Origin of the sequence: Streptomyces sp. NPDC001985 (assembly GCF_040296845.1) — a bacterium.
GTDB lineage: Bacteria > Actinomycetota > Actinomycetes > Streptomycetales > Streptomycetaceae > Streptomyces.
This window is the reverse complement of sequence record NZ_JBEOYB010000124.1, coordinates 1-12,514: the sequence shown is the minus strand read 5'-3', so window position 1 is coordinate 12,514 and position 12,514 is coordinate 1. Positions and strand designations below refer to the sequence as shown.

The following is a 12,514-nucleotide window of genomic DNA, read 5'->3' as shown; positions in this document are numbered from 1 at the left end:
GGTCCCCCCCCGCGCCCGGGGGGGGGGGCCCCGGGGGGGGGGGCGGCCCCGGGGGGGGGGGGGGGGGGCCCCCCCCCCCCGCGGCCCCCCCCCCGGGCGCGGCCCGGGGGCGGCCGGCCCCCCGGCGCACGGGCGGAGCGGCGGGCCCGGCCGGGGTGTTCACGGACCCGGCGGCGGTGGGCCGCCGCCGGCCCGCCGAGACCAAGGACGCGCAGGAGCAGCGTCGACTTCCCGGACCCGCCCGGAGGGGCGGCGGCCGCCGGGGGCGGCGACGGGGCCGGCCGGGGAGGGCCACGGACCGCCGAGCGGAGGTGCGGGGCGGCGCCGGGGCCGGCCGCGGTTGTCGGTGGCGGCTTCTACGATGCGGCCATGAGCATGATCGGACAGTACGCCCGCCTCAGCCCCGCCGAGCTGGACCGGGCGGTCAGGCATCCGGACTGGGCGTGGGAATTCGTCGAGGAGCATCTGGGAGCGGCGGCGGGTGACGGCGCGTCCGGCGCCGGGGGCCGTCTGCACAGCACCGGGAAGATGTGGCACGCGCTGGAGTATCTGCTGAGGCTGCGGGGGGTCGGGGTGGATGTGGTGCACGGCGAGGAGGAGGTTCCCGGCGCGGAGGACTGGGGGTACGGACCGCCGCGGATGATCGGCCCGGAGCGGGTGATCGCCGCCGCCGGGGCGATGGCGGGGATCACCCCGGAGGGGCTCGTCGAGGGGGTGGCCCCGGCGGAGCTGGCGGATGCGGGGGTCTACCCGTACGCGGGCGGCGGGCCCGGCGGGCGGCTGGACGACGCGGCGTCCGCGTACCGGGATCTCGCCGTCTTCGTGGGGGCGGCGGCGCGGCTGCGGCACGGTCTGCTGGTCTGGATCGCCTGACCGGCCCGCGGCGGAGGGGCGCCGGGGGCTCAGGTCCGTCTGCCGCCCCGGTCGTCGCAGGGCAGTCCGTCCGTGCCGTACGCCGCCCGGAACGCGCGGGTGGCCTGTTCCCCGGTGTCCGCGATGGCGGTGGGGGGCACCCGGATCAGGCCGGTGAAGGGGCGTTCCACGTCGCGGATCATCAGCAGCGCTCCGGTCAGCAGGGCGGTGATCACCAGCAGTGCCACGAGCTGGGGGCGGTTGCCGGTGCGCGGCAGGCACAGGCCGAGCGCGACGATGGTGACCGCGAGGCTCACCAGCATGAACCAGTAGATGCCCCCGGGGATGGTCGGGCTGGATTCGGCCAGCCGGGTCTGGCGGGCCTGGGCGCGTCTGTCGTCCGCGACGACCAGCATCTCGAACGGCGGGGCACCGCCCAGTTCCCTGAGCGCGACCCGGAAGTCGGTGCTCCAGACGGTGACCTCCGGGGAGGCCCGGCCGCCGGCCGGGGCGGGCCACTCCACCGCGCGGACGGCGCGGGTGTAGCAGACCACGGCGGCCTGGAGGCGCTCGCGCCGGGCGGCGGGCACGAAGTCGGCCACCTCGTACATGTGGTCCACCGCCCCGGCCTCGGCGAGGGCCGCCTCCTCGGCGTTGCCGTGGGAGCCGGCCGCCATCGCGAGGACGAAGGCGAGCACCAGGACCGTCATCGTCTGCATCGGTCCGGTGAGGTCGCTGACGCTCAGTCCCTCGGTGTCGTCGCCGACCGCCCTGCGGTGCAGCAGACGGTTGGCGGCGACCCCTCCCACCAGGGCGAGGGCGGCCACGACGACGGTGATGAGCACAGCCCCGAACCTGGCAGACAGCCGGCCGCGCGGGCTCGGTGGAGCGCGGGCGTCCGCCGGCGGTTCACCGGTCCGGCTCAGCGCGCGCGGGGTGGCGCCGGCGGCCGGTGCATGGCGGTGACGGTCAGGGGCCCGGTGGTGGTGCGGCGCAGGGTGCCGAAGCCGAAGTGCCGGTAGAGGGTTGCGTTGCCGGGGTCCGCGGTGGTGAGGAAGATCCCCGCGGTGGCCGGTGTGTCCGCGATGACGCGGTCCAGCAGCAGGCGGCCGGCTCCGCGGCCGGTGGCGGCGGGGACGACGCCGATGAATTCCAGGGTCCAGGCCCCGCCGGGTGCGCGGGCCCCGGTGGAGTGCAGGTAGCGCAGGGTCCGTCCGAGGGCGCGCGGTCCGCACCGTGCCAGTGTCCGGGCGGCCCACCGTGCCCGGGCGGCGGGCGGGGGCGTGGCGGCGGGCGGGGTGAGGACGGCGGCCGCGGCGGGGCGGCCGCCGGGGCCGGCCAGGGTGTAGCTGCGGGCGCCGGGGAGGGCGGCCTGGGTGGTCAGGACCGCGGTGAACCAGTGGTGGCGGACGGCGGCGGAGGAGCCGCAGATCCAGGAGACGGCCGGTTCGCGGGCGAAGGCCCCGGCCAGTGTCCGGGCGCAGATGTGGGGCGGCGGGGAGGTGTCGGTCTCCCAGGGCCCGGTGGTGTCAGCCATGGTGGTGGCGCCGCTTCAGGGGGGCCTCGGGGACGAGGTGGCAGATGTGGAGCTTGAGGAAGAACAGGGGTGCGAACCAGGCGAGCGCGGTGGGTGTCTGGAGCCAGAACAGGTTGGCCAGAACGGCGTGGGTGAAGACGGCCATGGCCAGCGGGCGCTTGAGGTGGAGGGGGGTGAACTCCACGGCGGCCGCGCCGGCCAGGAGCAGTGCTCCGTTGGCCAGGGTCCAGGTCCAGTCGCCGGGGAGGACGAGGAGTCCCAGGGCGGCGAGGTGCGCCAGGTGGGCGCCGGTGAAGAGGAGCCGGGCGCGGCGGGTTCCGGGAGCCTGGCGGTGGTACCAGCGTTTGGCCGCGTTGGTGGCGTTGGTGAGGATGCCGCCGATGAGGTCGAGTCCGGCGAGGGCCACGATGGCCAGTTGCGGGGCCGACCAGGTGTGGTGGGCTCCGGTGGACCAGATCCCGGCGGCCAGGACGGTGGCGCCCAGGGCCAGGCCGGTGTTCTCCACGGCGGATTCGGAGCGGGACTTGCCCGGCCCCATGAACCGTGCCAGCCGGCCGGGCAGACCGCCCGGTGTCGGGGGTATGTCCCAGTCGACGCTCAGGTCAGTGCGCACGGCCGCCGTCCCCGGGGTCGCGGTGTCCGGTGGCGGGCGCGCGGCCGGCGGGCGCGGGCGCGGTCCACAGGCCGTGCAGCAGGCTCCACACCTGCCGGCCCGTGTCCCGCACGGCCGTGTCCGGTGCCGGGCCGTTCTCGGCGGACGGTCCGAGGGCGGCCAGTGCCCACTCGTCGGCGGCCCGGAAGACGGCGGCGGTCACGGCCACGAGCAGGTCCTGGTCGGTGTCGGTGCGGATGACGCCGAGGCGCTGTCCGTTCTCCACCACGGCGGTGAACCAGCCGAGCCAGCGCCGGGTGCCGCGGTGGGCGAGCGCGGCGCCGGCGAGTGCCAGATCGTCCGGGTGGAGGCGGAGATGGGTGACCAGGGCGCGCGAGCCGGCTTCCAGCCGGTCCCAGAACTCCGCCGTGTCCCGGGTGCCGGGCCAGGGGCCCAGGGCGGCCAGGAGCCGGTCGTGCACACCGTCCAGGACGGCGGCCAGGAGGTCGTCCCTTCCGTCGAAGTACTGGTAGGCGGAGGTCTTCGAGAAGCCGACGGCTTCGATGATCCTGTTGTACGAGGCGGTCTCGGGGCCCTGTCCGGCGAAGTGCCGCTGGGCGACGGCCAGGATCTGTTCGCGGCGTTCGGGGGGCAGCCGGTGGAAGCGGGGAAGAGGCATGTACCTATAGTACACACCAGCAGTGTGTACTGGTGGTACGCCCTGGTGGGGGCGGGCCGCCCGGGCGGGAGGGCGGGCCGGGTGCGCGGTTCCCGGGTCAGGGGACGGGCGCACCGGGCGGGCCGGCGGGCCGGGGGAAGCCGAAGCGCACACCGGTCAGCCGCTCCGACAGCTCCCACAGGCGGCGGCCGGTCGCGGGGTCGGCCGCCGCGGGGGACAGCGCCACGGGCACCGGAGCGCCGCGGAGTTCGGCCGGGCCGTCCGGGCCGATGAACTGTCCGCCCGTCACGTCCGGGGCCGTCGCCGCGTACAGCTGCGGCAGTGCGCCCCGGTCCGGGGTCTGGGCGAACAGCGGGTTGCCGATGCGGCCGAACACCACCCGCCACAGACCGGTCGGCGCGCTCGTCTGCAGACGGGTGGCGGTGTAGCCGGGGTGGGCGAGCACGCTGCGGACCGGGCTCCCGCTCGCGGTCAGCCGCCGGTGGAGCTCGCTGCCGAAGACGGCGTTGGCGAGCTTGGACTGGTTGTAGAAGGCCATGGGCGCGTAGGCGCGCTCGCCGGCGAGGTCGTCGAAGCGCAGGCGGCCCCGGCGGTGGTTGACCGAACTGACCGTGACCACACGGGCATCGCGGCCGGCGGTCAGCGGGCCGAGCAGCAGTCCGGTGAGCGCGAAGTGGCCGAGGTGGTTGGTGGCGAACTGCACCTCGTGGCCCTGCGCGCTCAGCGACCGGGGCGGGGCCATCAGCCCGGCGTTGTTGACGAGGAGGTCCAGGCGCGGGTGATCGGCGCGCAGGGCGCGGGCGAAGGCGCGGACCGAGCCGAGGTCGGACAGGTCCAGGGGGCGCACCTCCAGGCGGGCGCCCGGGTGTCCGGCGGTGATCTCCGCGGCGGCCCGCCGCCCTTTCGCCGGGTCGCGCACCGCGAGGATCACCTGCCCGCCCCGGCGGGCGAGGGCACGGGCGGTCGCCAGGCCGAGGCCGCTGTTGGCGCCGGTGACGAGGGACAACCGCCCGCTCTGGTCCGGGATCTGCTCGGCGGTCCAGCGCTGCCGCTCTCTCATGCGGCACAGACTGCCGCGCGTGGCACAGAGTGTCAAGAGGCGCTTGGGTGTCATGGGTGGCATGGCATTACGATGGTGCGGTGAGCTCCCGCCCCGAAGTCAGCCTGGCCCAGCGCAAACGGCAGCTCGTCTCCGGCGAACTGACCGAGGCCGCCCTGCGGCTGCTGGCGCTCAAAGGGTTCGACGCGGTCACCGTCGACGAGATCGCGGCCACCGCCGGGGTGTCCCGGCGGACGTTCTTCCGCTATTTCGCGTCCAAGGAGGACGTGGTCGTGCGGTTCCTGACGGGCATGGGCGCCGGCATGTGCGCGGAGCTGGCGGCCCGGCCCGCCGGCGAACGCCCGTCCGCGGCGCTGCTGCACGCCGTCCGGGTCCCCGTCGACGCCTGCGCGGACCACTCGGACAGGGCCCTGCCGGTGGTGCGGCTGATCCTCGGCACCCCCGCCCTGCACGCCCGCTTCCTGGAGCGCCAGGCCCAGTGGCGCGAGGACCTGGCGGCGGAGCTGGTCCGCCGCCCGGGGGCCGTCCCGCGGAGCGATCTCTATCCCCGGCTGGCCGCGGGCATGGCGCTGACCGCCTTCGAGGCCGTGCTGGAGCGGTGGAGCGGCAGCGGCGGCGGTGAGGACCCCGCCGGGCTCCTCACCCGGGCCTTCGCCGTCATCGCCCCGGCGCTGGACGCGGACGCGCCCCCGGCCGGCGGCGGGGCCGGCACCGCGTAGGCCCGACGGCGGGGAGATCCCGGCCCGGGAGCCCCCGGGCCGGCGCAGACGGGGCGGACGGTCCGCGGGGACCGGGGCGCCGCTCCCCGCCCCCGCCCCCGGCGCCCGGCACCGGCGGGGCGGGGCGGGCGGAAAATGCGGTGCTTCCCAGCCGGTCCCGCGGCTATCGTCCCGCCCATGGCTCTGACGATCACCACCCTCGCCGAGCGGCCCGGCCTCCAGGGGCCGATGTGGGAGATGCCCGACACCTGGCCCGCGTTCATGGCCGAGGACCCGGTGGGCTGGGCGTGCTACGCCCATGTGCCCGCGGAATTCCCCGAACATGTGCTCATCGCCACCGACGACGGCGGCGAGGTGGTCGCGCACGCCTTCAGCGCCCCCTTCCGCCTGGACGCGCCGGGACGGGGGAAGCTGCCGGGCATGGGCTGGGACCGGGTCCTGCTGTGGGCCTTCGCCGACCTGCGCGCCGGCGAGCGGCCGGACACGGTCAGCGCGCTGGACATCACGGTGCGGACGGACCGTCAGGGCGAGGGGATCTCCGGCCTGATGGTCCAGGCCCTGCGGGAGAACGTCCGCCGGCTGGGGATACCGGCCCTCGTCGCCCCGGTCAGACCCACCGCCAAGCATCTGGAGACCGGGGGCTCCATCGAGGAGTACGCCGCGCGGACCCGCCCGGACGGCCTGCCCCACGACCCCTGGCTGAGGGTCCACGCCCGCCTCGGCGCCACGGTGGAAGGGGTCGCCCCCGCGTCGATGACGATACCGGGCACCCTGGAGCAGTGGCGCGCGTGGACCGGGCTGCCCTTCGACACCCCGGGGCCCGTGGAGGTCCCCGGCGCGCTGGTGCCGGTGCACTGCGAACCCGGGCGGGGGTACGCGGTGTACGTCGAGCCCAACGTCTGGGTCCGGCACACCGTCTGACACCCCGGCGCGCGGCGCGGCGCGGGGACGGGCCGCGCCGGGCGCGGTGGCGGGCGGGCGGTCCGCGCCTGCCGGAACCCGGCCCCGGCCCGCCCGGCGAGGGCCGGGGCCGGGTTCCGCGCACGCGGAGCCGCGGGGGCGGCCGGCGCGTGTCCGTCTCACCGGGCCGGCGGCCGGGAGGTACGGGGCGGTTGCCCGGCCCTGGAGCACGGCGGCGGTGCGGCGGCCGGGGCCGTCAGGTGTCCGCGCGTCCGCGCCGGGCGGCGCGGGCGGGGCACGCCGCCGGTGCGGCGCGGGACGCCGGTGCCCGGCGCGGTGTTCCGTGCGGGGCGGCCCGGACGCGTCCCCGGGCACGGAGCGGGCCGGCGGCGGATGGACGGCGTGCCGGTCCTCTCCCTAAGGTCGTCGCTCGTGCCCGACATATCGCTGACCACGCTGGTTCTCCTCGCTCTGGCCGCCGCGGCGGCCGGGTGGATCGACGCGGTGGTGGGAGGCGGCGGACTGCTGCTGCTCCCGGCTCTGCTGCTCGGGCTGCCCCAGGCCCCGGCCGCGTACATCCTCGGCACCAACAAGGCGGCCGCCGTCGTCGGGACGGCCGGGGCGGCCGTCACCTATGTGCGCGGTACGCCGGTGAGGGTGGGGACGGCGGTGCGGATCGGTCTCGCCGCGCTCGCCGGCTCGGTGGGCGGTGCCTCTCTCGCGGCGGGGATCAGCAGTGAGGTGCTCCGGCCCGTGATCATGGCGGTGCTGCTGGGAGTGGCCGCCTTCGTCCTGCTGCGCCCCCGCTTCGGCACGGCCGCCGGCGTGCGGGAGGAACGGCCGCCCGGCCGGGCCCGTACGGTCACGGCGATCGTTCTGGTCGGCGGCGGCATCGGCTTCTACGACGGCCTGTTCGGTCCCGGGACCGGGACGTTCCTGGTGCTGGCGCTGACCGCCGTGCTCCGGCTGGGCCTGGTCACCGCCTCGGCGACCGCGAAGATCGTCAACGTCTGCACCAACGCCGGCGCGCTCGCCGTGTTCGCGTCCCAGGGCACGGTGTTCTGGCAGCTCGCGGCGGTCCTGGCGGTGTTCAACCTGGCCGGGGGCATGGCCGGGGCGCGGATGGCGCTGCGCAGGGGCGGCGGGTTCGTCCGGGTGGTGCTGCTGGTGGTGGTCTTCTCGCTGGTCGCGAAGCTGGCGTTCGACCAGTGGGCGTGAACGGGGCCGCTCCCGGCACCGGGTCGCGGCCCGGGGGCGGGCGCTCCGGCGGGCGGGGGCCGGGCGGCGGCGGCCGCTCCGTTCGCCGGGGCGGGTGCCGCGTCGCCGGGTTCTTCAGCGGTGAGGGCGGGGCCTGCGTCCCCCCTGCGCGCGGGAGCGGGCCGGAAGCGGATGCCCCGGGAGGTCCCCTCTCCCCGGCTCCGCCGGACGGCGGCCCGGCGGGGCGGCGGCCTCCGGAGCCCCGGACGCGGCGGGGCGGCGACGGCCCGGGGCGGGGATCAGGGAGGGGCCGGAGACGGCGAGGACGGCGGCTCGGGCGGCGCCCGGCGCGGCGGTCGCGACGGGGGTGCGCCCGTTGCCGGACACGGGGTTTCGTCCGGGCGGCGGGCGGGTGGCCGGAGGGTGCGGTGCCCTCCGCGGACCCGCACGTCCCAGGGCCGCGGAGGCGGACGCCCGAGCGGCGCGGGGCCGGCACCCGGGAGGCGCGGCCGGCCGGGGCTCCGGCCGTGCCGAGAACGCGGGAGGTCCCGGTCTCCGTGAGGAGACCGGGACCCCGGTGGAGCGCTGGGCAGGCCTTGCACCTGCATCCCCCCACGGGAAGTGGGGTGTCTTTCCTTGGACCACCAACGCATGCCCCCCGCCCGGGACTTCCCGGCCGCGGCGACAAGATCCACTATAGCGCAGAGATCCGTCCGCCCCTCCCCCGCGGGCGGCCGGACCGGCGGTCCCGGGAGGGCGGGGCGGGTCGTGTACCTTCGCTCCACAGTTCGATCAGTGGACAGCGGAGCGCTGCCCGCGGTTCTGCGGAGGGACGAGGGTGGACTCGGCACGACAGAGATCCCGGGGGGTCGCCGGCCCGGTGCTCCTGGCAGCGGCCCTGCTCGGCGCGGGCGCGCTCGTCGCGGGGGTGACGCTGGTCGGCGGTCCGGCGGACGGGGACGGCTGCCGGGGCGCCGGGAAGCGGGTGGAGCAGGTCGCGGCCCTGGAGGTGCTGCGCTCGCCGCCGCCCGGTGCCCGCCCGGCGGAGGGTTTCGAGGAGCCGGACAGCGGCTGCCTCGACGACAGCGGGGAGGAGGTCATCGGGTCCGTCCTGACCTACGATTCCCCGCTCCCCGAGGCGGCGGTGCTGAGCCACTACCGCGCGGTGGCCGGGGATGACGGCTGGTCGGAGGAGGAGCCGTCGTACGGGGAGGCGGAGTCCCCCGGCGACCCGGACGCCGTCAGGGCCTGTTTCGGCAAGGACATCCCCGGCGGGCCGGTCCGGCTGAGTGTGCGCTTCGAGTCGGCGGAGCGGTTCGTGCTGAGCGCGGAGTCGGGGCTGGACGGGGCGCGGCTCGGCTGCTGACCCGTACGGCGCGGGCCCTCGCCGGCGCTGCGGGCGCGGATCGCCCGCGTGCCCCCGCGGGGACACCGGGCGGCCCGGGACGCGCCGGGGGGGGCCGCCCGGTCACCCGGCCGGGCGGGGCCGGGACGGCGGCGGGCGGTGTGCCGGCCCGGGGGCCGGGAGGCCGGGCGCGTGTACGGCGCCCTCGCGGTGGCGGGGCCGGGGCGCGGCGCCGCGGATGCCGCGGGAGCCGGAGCGGGGCGGGGCGCCGCCCCGCGGCCGGGGAGCGGGAACGCCCGGCCCGGTGCCGCGTGTTCGGGCCCCGGGCGGACCGGGGGCTCCGGGGCCTGTGCCGGGTGACGGGTTCCCGGTGTCGGCCGGCCGGATACGGTCCGGGCCTCTTCCGGTGCCGGTGCCGGTGCCGTCATGGCCGCCGGCGGGCGGGGCGGGCGGGCAGGAGGGCCGGGCGCGGGGGCCGGGCCAGGAGCCGGCCGACGTGGTGGCGTTGGAGTCCCTGCCGGCCGTCGACGGGCAGCAGCAGCCGGTCGCGCCGCAGGAGGGAGTTGCGGACGAGCCGGGAGGGCATGACGTCGTCGAGCCAGGCGAAGGGGCGGCGGCCGGCGTGGCGCAGCAGCGGGGCCCACTTGGCGGGGGAGAAGAGTTCCGTCACGGGGACGCGGGGGTCCCCGGGCCGGGGGCGGTAGCCGGTGAGGCGGACGACCGGCAGGGCGGGGAGGCCGAGCGGCGGCGCGATGTGGGTGTTGGCGTCCTCCTCCCGGGTGGTGGCCCAGTGGAGCGCGTAGACCTGTGCCGGTTCGCGCAGCCAGTCGCGGTGGCGGCGGGAGAGCAGCACCCGGAATCCGGGCAGGGTGTGGGTGTCGAAGTCCGGCCGGGGGTGGGGGCCTGCCGGGTTGAGGACTCCGTCGATGTCGAGGTAGAGCAGTGGTTTCGGCACGGGGGCTCCCGGTGGGCGGATGATCCGCTGGTCGTCGAACGGGCGACGGCGGCGGCCGGTTCCCTCCGGGGTCGGCGGGTGTGCGGGTGCCGGGGGTGCGGGCGGGGGCGCCGGGGGTTCCGGGACGCCGCGCTCGCGGCGCACGCGGCGCACGCGGCCGCCCCGCCGGACTCGCCGCGCGTACGCCCCGGGGCCCGGGCCCGGCTGCGGTGACGAGTTCGTCCTCGGTCTCGATCTCGTCCCCGGCGCGCCGCGTCCGGACGGGGCCCGGCCGGGCGGGGGCTCAGGCGGTGGCGGTCCGCGGGGCGGGGGCGCCGGTCACGGAGCCGCCGGCGAGGACGGGGGCGACATCGCTGATCCGCTTGTGGGTGTGCGCGGCGGTGTCCGGGGTGGTCATCCGGGCGAGCTGCGCGGCGGCGCCGATCAGCAGGAGCCCTCCGGCGGTCAGGACGGCGAGGGCGGTGACGAGGCGGCGGTACGAGGGCATGGCGCACTCCCTGGGGCCGGGGGCGGGGGCCGTCCGTGTCGGCGGCGTGCCCCGGATCGTAGGCGCCGTGCCGCCCGGGCCGCCACCCGTCCGGGGAAGCGGAACGCGCCCTTTCGGCTCCGCCGCCCCCGTGGCATCGCCCGTCTCACCCGGCCCCGCCGCCCGGCATGCCATCCGGCTCCCGACCCGGGTCCGCCGGGGCCGGGTGAGGCCGCTCCGGCCGCCGGCTCCCCCGCCGCCCCAGACATCTGATGATCCGTCAGCCAGGGCTGTGGCGGCGGTACTTGGCGACCGGTGTCGCCTATCCGTCAGCTGTCATGCAGTGCGTATGCTGGCGCCATGCCGAACAAGCCCACCGCGTCAGCCGAGCGTGCGGACCCCCGGGTGCGGCGCACCCGGGCCCTGCTGCGTTCCGCGGCGCTGGAACTGGCCGGGGAGCGCGATCCGGAGACCCTGACCATCGCCGATATCGCCGAGCGGGCCACCGTGAACCGCGCGACCGTCTACCAGCACTACCGCGACCGCGACGCCCTGCTCCTGGACGCCATGGAGGAGGAGACCGGGCGGCTCGCGCACGCCGCCGCCCGGTGCCCGCTGACCCGGCCGGCCGGGCGCACCCCCGGGGAGCTCGTGGACCTGTTCCGCCATGTCGAGGCGAACACCACGCTCTACCAGCGGATGCTGGGCCCCGGCGGCTCGGCCCGCTTCATCAACCGGCTCCGCGCGCTGCTGGCCCACGAGGTGGCCGCGCAGCTGAACGGGCCGGACGCCGCCGGTCCGGCGGCCGGCCCGTCCCCGGAACTGCGGGCGCACTGTCTGGCCGGGGCCTTCGTCGGGGTGTTCACCCACTGGGTGTCCATGAGCGGCCGGCCGCCGGCCGCCCAGGCGGCCGGCGAGGTGTGGGGGCTGCTGCGCGGGGCGTCCCCCGCGTAGGCACCCGCCGCCCGGCCGGGTCCGGGAGCGGCCGTGCCCCGTCCGGACCGGGGGGGGCGTCCCTCGGGTCAGGAGGCCGCCAGGAGATACAGGATGAACAGGCCGAGGGCGGCGAGCAGGGTGCCCATGGCCACCATCACCACGGTGTTGAAGGAGTGGGTGAAGGTCTTCGGCCGGGCTGCCAGGCCGGGGTCGTGCGGGTCGTAGGTGACCTCGACGGGCTCCCCCGGCGGGTCCGCCCACACCGACACCACGGATCTGACCCCCTCGTGGTCCGTCCCGTCGGCCGCGGTGAAGGCCAGCAGGGGGTGGCGCTGGATGCTGCCGCGCGCGCCGGCCGAGAGGGAGCCGACGACCCGGCCGGTGACCGTGACACCCCGGCGGCGCAGGGTCCGCATCGGCCGGATGCGGCGGGTGACGGCGGCGGCGACCATGAACCCGCCCAGCGGAGTCAGCCAGGACACGAACGCCAGCGCCCCCGGGCCGCCGACCGCCACCAGGAGGACCAGCCAGGCCGACAGCGCCCCGGCGGCGATCCGGTGCCGGCGGAACTCGGGGGTCAGGAAACGGTGGCGGGGCGCGGACCGGGTCTCCCTGACGACCAGGCCGTGGCCGTCCTCGGCGGGCGTGACCGCGGCCAGGGCGGTGTGCAGGCGGTCGCGGAACGCCTTGGCGGCGGTCACGTTGGGGGCGGGCAGGACCAGGGCCGCGGCAAGGCCGTGGCGCGCGCCGGACCCGTCCCCGCTCAGTTCGACCCGTACCGTGCTGCCGTCCCCCAGCTCCGCCGAGCCGATCGCCTCCACCGGGATGGTCCAGACGGTACGGTCGCGCTCCACGCGCAGCCGCCGGCCGTCGAAGCGGGCGCGGGAGGCGCGGGAGGCGATCACCGTGTCGGGTGATGTGTTGCTGGACATGTCCGGAGCATAGGCGCAGACCGCGGCGGTCCCGCCGGCCGGGCCGCCCCGGAATTCCGGAGAGCCGGGGGCCGGGGACATCGGGGGGCGGGAGGGGGCGGGGATTCGGGGGCCGGGGGTGGTCCTGGCGCCGGCCGGGGCGGGCGGGAGACGGGGCCGGGCGCGGGGCGGCATCGGCACGGGCGGGGGGGAATGTTGCCGCGCGGGGTCCGCGGGAGGGCCGGCTTCCGGCCGGGCGCGCGGCGAGAGGGCCCCGGTCTCCGTGAGGAGACCGGGGCCCCGGTGGAGCGCTGGGCAGGCCTTGCACCCGAGATAGGTAGAGCGGCGTGGTGGGAAAGAGTGTA

At 77.5% G+C, this 12,514-nt stretch carries 14 protein-coding genes; 6 read left to right on the top strand and 8 right to left on the bottom strand.

Going from position 1 to position 12,514, the window contains the following annotated elements; translation table 11 throughout:
• Positions 1-369: 369 nt before the first annotated feature.
• The gene (locus ABT122_RS31980; RefSeq protein ID WP_351559406.1) at positions 370-873 is read left to right on the top strand and encodes a DUF1877 family protein; all 504 of its coding nucleotides are present in this window, start codon (positions 370-372) and stop codon (positions 871-873) included.
• Positions 874-902: 29 nt separating this feature from the next.
• Here ABT122_RS31980 and ABT122_RS31975 read toward each other — a convergent pair whose 3' ends face one another.
• From ABT122_RS31975 to ABT122_RS31955, 5 genes are all read right to left on the bottom strand, one after another.
• Positions 903-1,697 (bottom strand): bestrophin-like domain, encoded by a 795-nt coding sequence (locus ABT122_RS31975; RefSeq protein WP_351559404.1) that lies wholly within the window; start codon positions 1,695-1,697, stop codon positions 903-905.
• 77 nt (positions 1,698-1,774) lie between these two features.
• Positions 1,775-2,389: a GNAT family N-acetyltransferase gene (locus ABT122_RS31970; protein ID WP_351559402.1), complete on the bottom strand. Its 615-nt coding sequence runs from the start codon at positions 2,387-2,389 to the stop codon at positions 1,775-1,777.
• Positions 2,382-3,002, bottom strand: a complete 621-nt coding sequence (locus ABT122_RS31965; protein WP_351559400.1) for a hypothetical protein — start codon at positions 3,000-3,002, stop codon at positions 2,382-2,384. The genes ABT122_RS31970 and ABT122_RS31965 overlap by 8 nt, the downstream gene beginning before the upstream one ends.
• Positions 2,992-3,660, bottom strand: a complete 669-nt coding sequence (locus tag ABT122_RS31960; RefSeq protein ID WP_351559398.1) for a TetR/AcrR family transcriptional regulator — start codon at positions 3,658-3,660, stop codon at positions 2,992-2,994. The genes ABT122_RS31965 and ABT122_RS31960 overlap by 11 nt, the downstream gene beginning before the upstream one ends.
• A 97-nt stretch (positions 3,661-3,757) precedes the next feature.
• Positions 3,758-4,720, bottom strand: a complete 963-nt coding sequence (locus ABT122_RS31955) for an oxidoreductase (RefSeq protein ID WP_351559396.1) — start codon at positions 4,718-4,720, stop codon at positions 3,758-3,760.
• Positions 4,721-4,800: 80 nt separating this feature from the next.
• Here ABT122_RS31955 and ABT122_RS31950 point away from each other — a divergent pair, with 80 nt between their 5' ends.
• From ABT122_RS31950 to ABT122_RS31935, 4 genes are all read left to right on the top strand, one after another.
• On the top strand, positions 4,801-5,439 hold the full coding sequence (locus ABT122_RS31950; protein WP_351559395.1) for a TetR family transcriptional regulator: 639 nt from the start codon (positions 4,801-4,803) through the stop codon (positions 5,437-5,439).
• A 177-nt stretch (positions 5,440-5,616) separates the two neighbouring features.
• On the top strand, positions 5,617-6,360 hold the full coding sequence (locus ABT122_RS31945) for an N-acetyltransferase (protein WP_351559393.1): 744 nt from the start codon (positions 5,617-5,619) through the stop codon (positions 6,358-6,360).
• Between the two features lie 411 nt (positions 6,361-6,771).
• Complete coding sequence (locus tag ABT122_RS31940; RefSeq protein WP_351559391.1) at positions 6,772-7,557, top strand: sulfite exporter TauE/SafE family protein; 786 nt, start codon at positions 6,772-6,774, stop codon at positions 7,555-7,557.
• Between the two features lie 817 nt (positions 7,558-8,374).
• Positions 8,375-8,902 (top strand): hypothetical protein, encoded by a 528-nt coding sequence (locus ABT122_RS31935; RefSeq protein ID WP_351559389.1) that lies wholly within the window; start codon positions 8,375-8,377, stop codon positions 8,900-8,902.
• 403 nt (positions 8,903-9,305) lie between these two features.
• Here ABT122_RS31935 and ABT122_RS31930 read toward each other — a convergent pair whose 3' ends face one another.
• Both ABT122_RS31930 and ABT122_RS31925 read right to left on the bottom strand, forming a co-directional pair.
• The gene (locus ABT122_RS31930; RefSeq protein ID WP_351559387.1) at positions 9,306-9,836 is read right to left on the bottom strand and encodes an HAD domain-containing protein; all 531 of its coding nucleotides are present in this window, start codon (positions 9,834-9,836) and stop codon (positions 9,306-9,308) included.
• Between the two features lie 283 nt (positions 9,837-10,119).
• Positions 10,120-10,323 carry a hypothetical protein gene (locus ABT122_RS31925; protein WP_351559385.1) on the bottom strand — a complete coding sequence of 68 codons (204 nt, stop codon included), beginning with the start codon at positions 10,321-10,323 and terminating at the stop codon, positions 10,120-10,122.
• 339 nt (positions 10,324-10,662) lie between these two features.
• On the opposite strand from ABT122_RS31925, the gene ABT122_RS31920 reads away from it, so the two are divergent.
• Complete coding sequence (locus ABT122_RS31920) at positions 10,663-11,256, top strand: TetR/AcrR family transcriptional regulator (protein WP_351559383.1); 594 nt, start codon at positions 10,663-10,665, stop codon at positions 11,254-11,256.
• Positions 11,257-11,324: 68 nt separating this feature from the next.
• On the opposite strand, the gene ABT122_RS31915 is transcribed toward ABT122_RS31920, so the two are convergent.
• Positions 11,325-12,170, bottom strand: coding sequence for a DUF3592 domain-containing protein (locus tag ABT122_RS31915; RefSeq protein WP_351559382.1), 846 nt, complete (start codon positions 12,168-12,170; stop codon positions 11,325-11,327).
• Positions 12,171-12,514: the final 344 nt, after the last annotated feature.

Excerpts from the sequence above, each read along its gene's own strand:
- ABT122_RS31980 (WP_351559406.1), top strand. The coding sequence starts at position 370 with ATGAGCATGATCGGACAGTACGCCCGCCTCAGCCCCGCCGAGCTGGAC.
- ABT122_RS31970 (WP_351559402.1), bottom strand. The coding sequence starts at position 2,389 with ATGGCTGACACCACCGGGCCCTGGGAGACCGACACCTCCCCGCCGCCC.
- ABT122_RS31960 (WP_351559398.1), bottom strand. The coding sequence starts at position 3,660 with ATGCCTCTTCCCCGCTTCCACCGGCTGCCCCCCGAACGCCGCGAACAG.
- ABT122_RS31955 (WP_351559396.1), bottom strand. The coding sequence starts at position 4,720 with ATGAGAGAGCGGCAGCGCTGGACCGCCGAGCAGATCCCGGACCAGAGC.
- ABT122_RS31945 (WP_351559393.1), top strand. The coding sequence starts at position 5,617 with ATGGCTCTGACGATCACCACCCTCGCCGAGCGGCCCGGCCTCCAGGGG.
- ABT122_RS31925 (WP_351559385.1), bottom strand. The coding sequence starts at position 10,323 with ATGCCCTCGTACCGCCGCCTCGTCACCGCCCTCGCCGTCCTGACCGCC.
- ABT122_RS31920 (WP_351559383.1), top strand. The coding sequence starts at position 10,663 with ATGCCGAACAAGCCCACCGCGTCAGCCGAGCGTGCGGACCCCCGGGTG.
- ABT122_RS31915 (WP_351559382.1), bottom strand. The coding sequence starts at position 12,170 with ATGTCCAGCAACACATCACCCGACACGGTGATCGCCTCCCGCGCCTCC.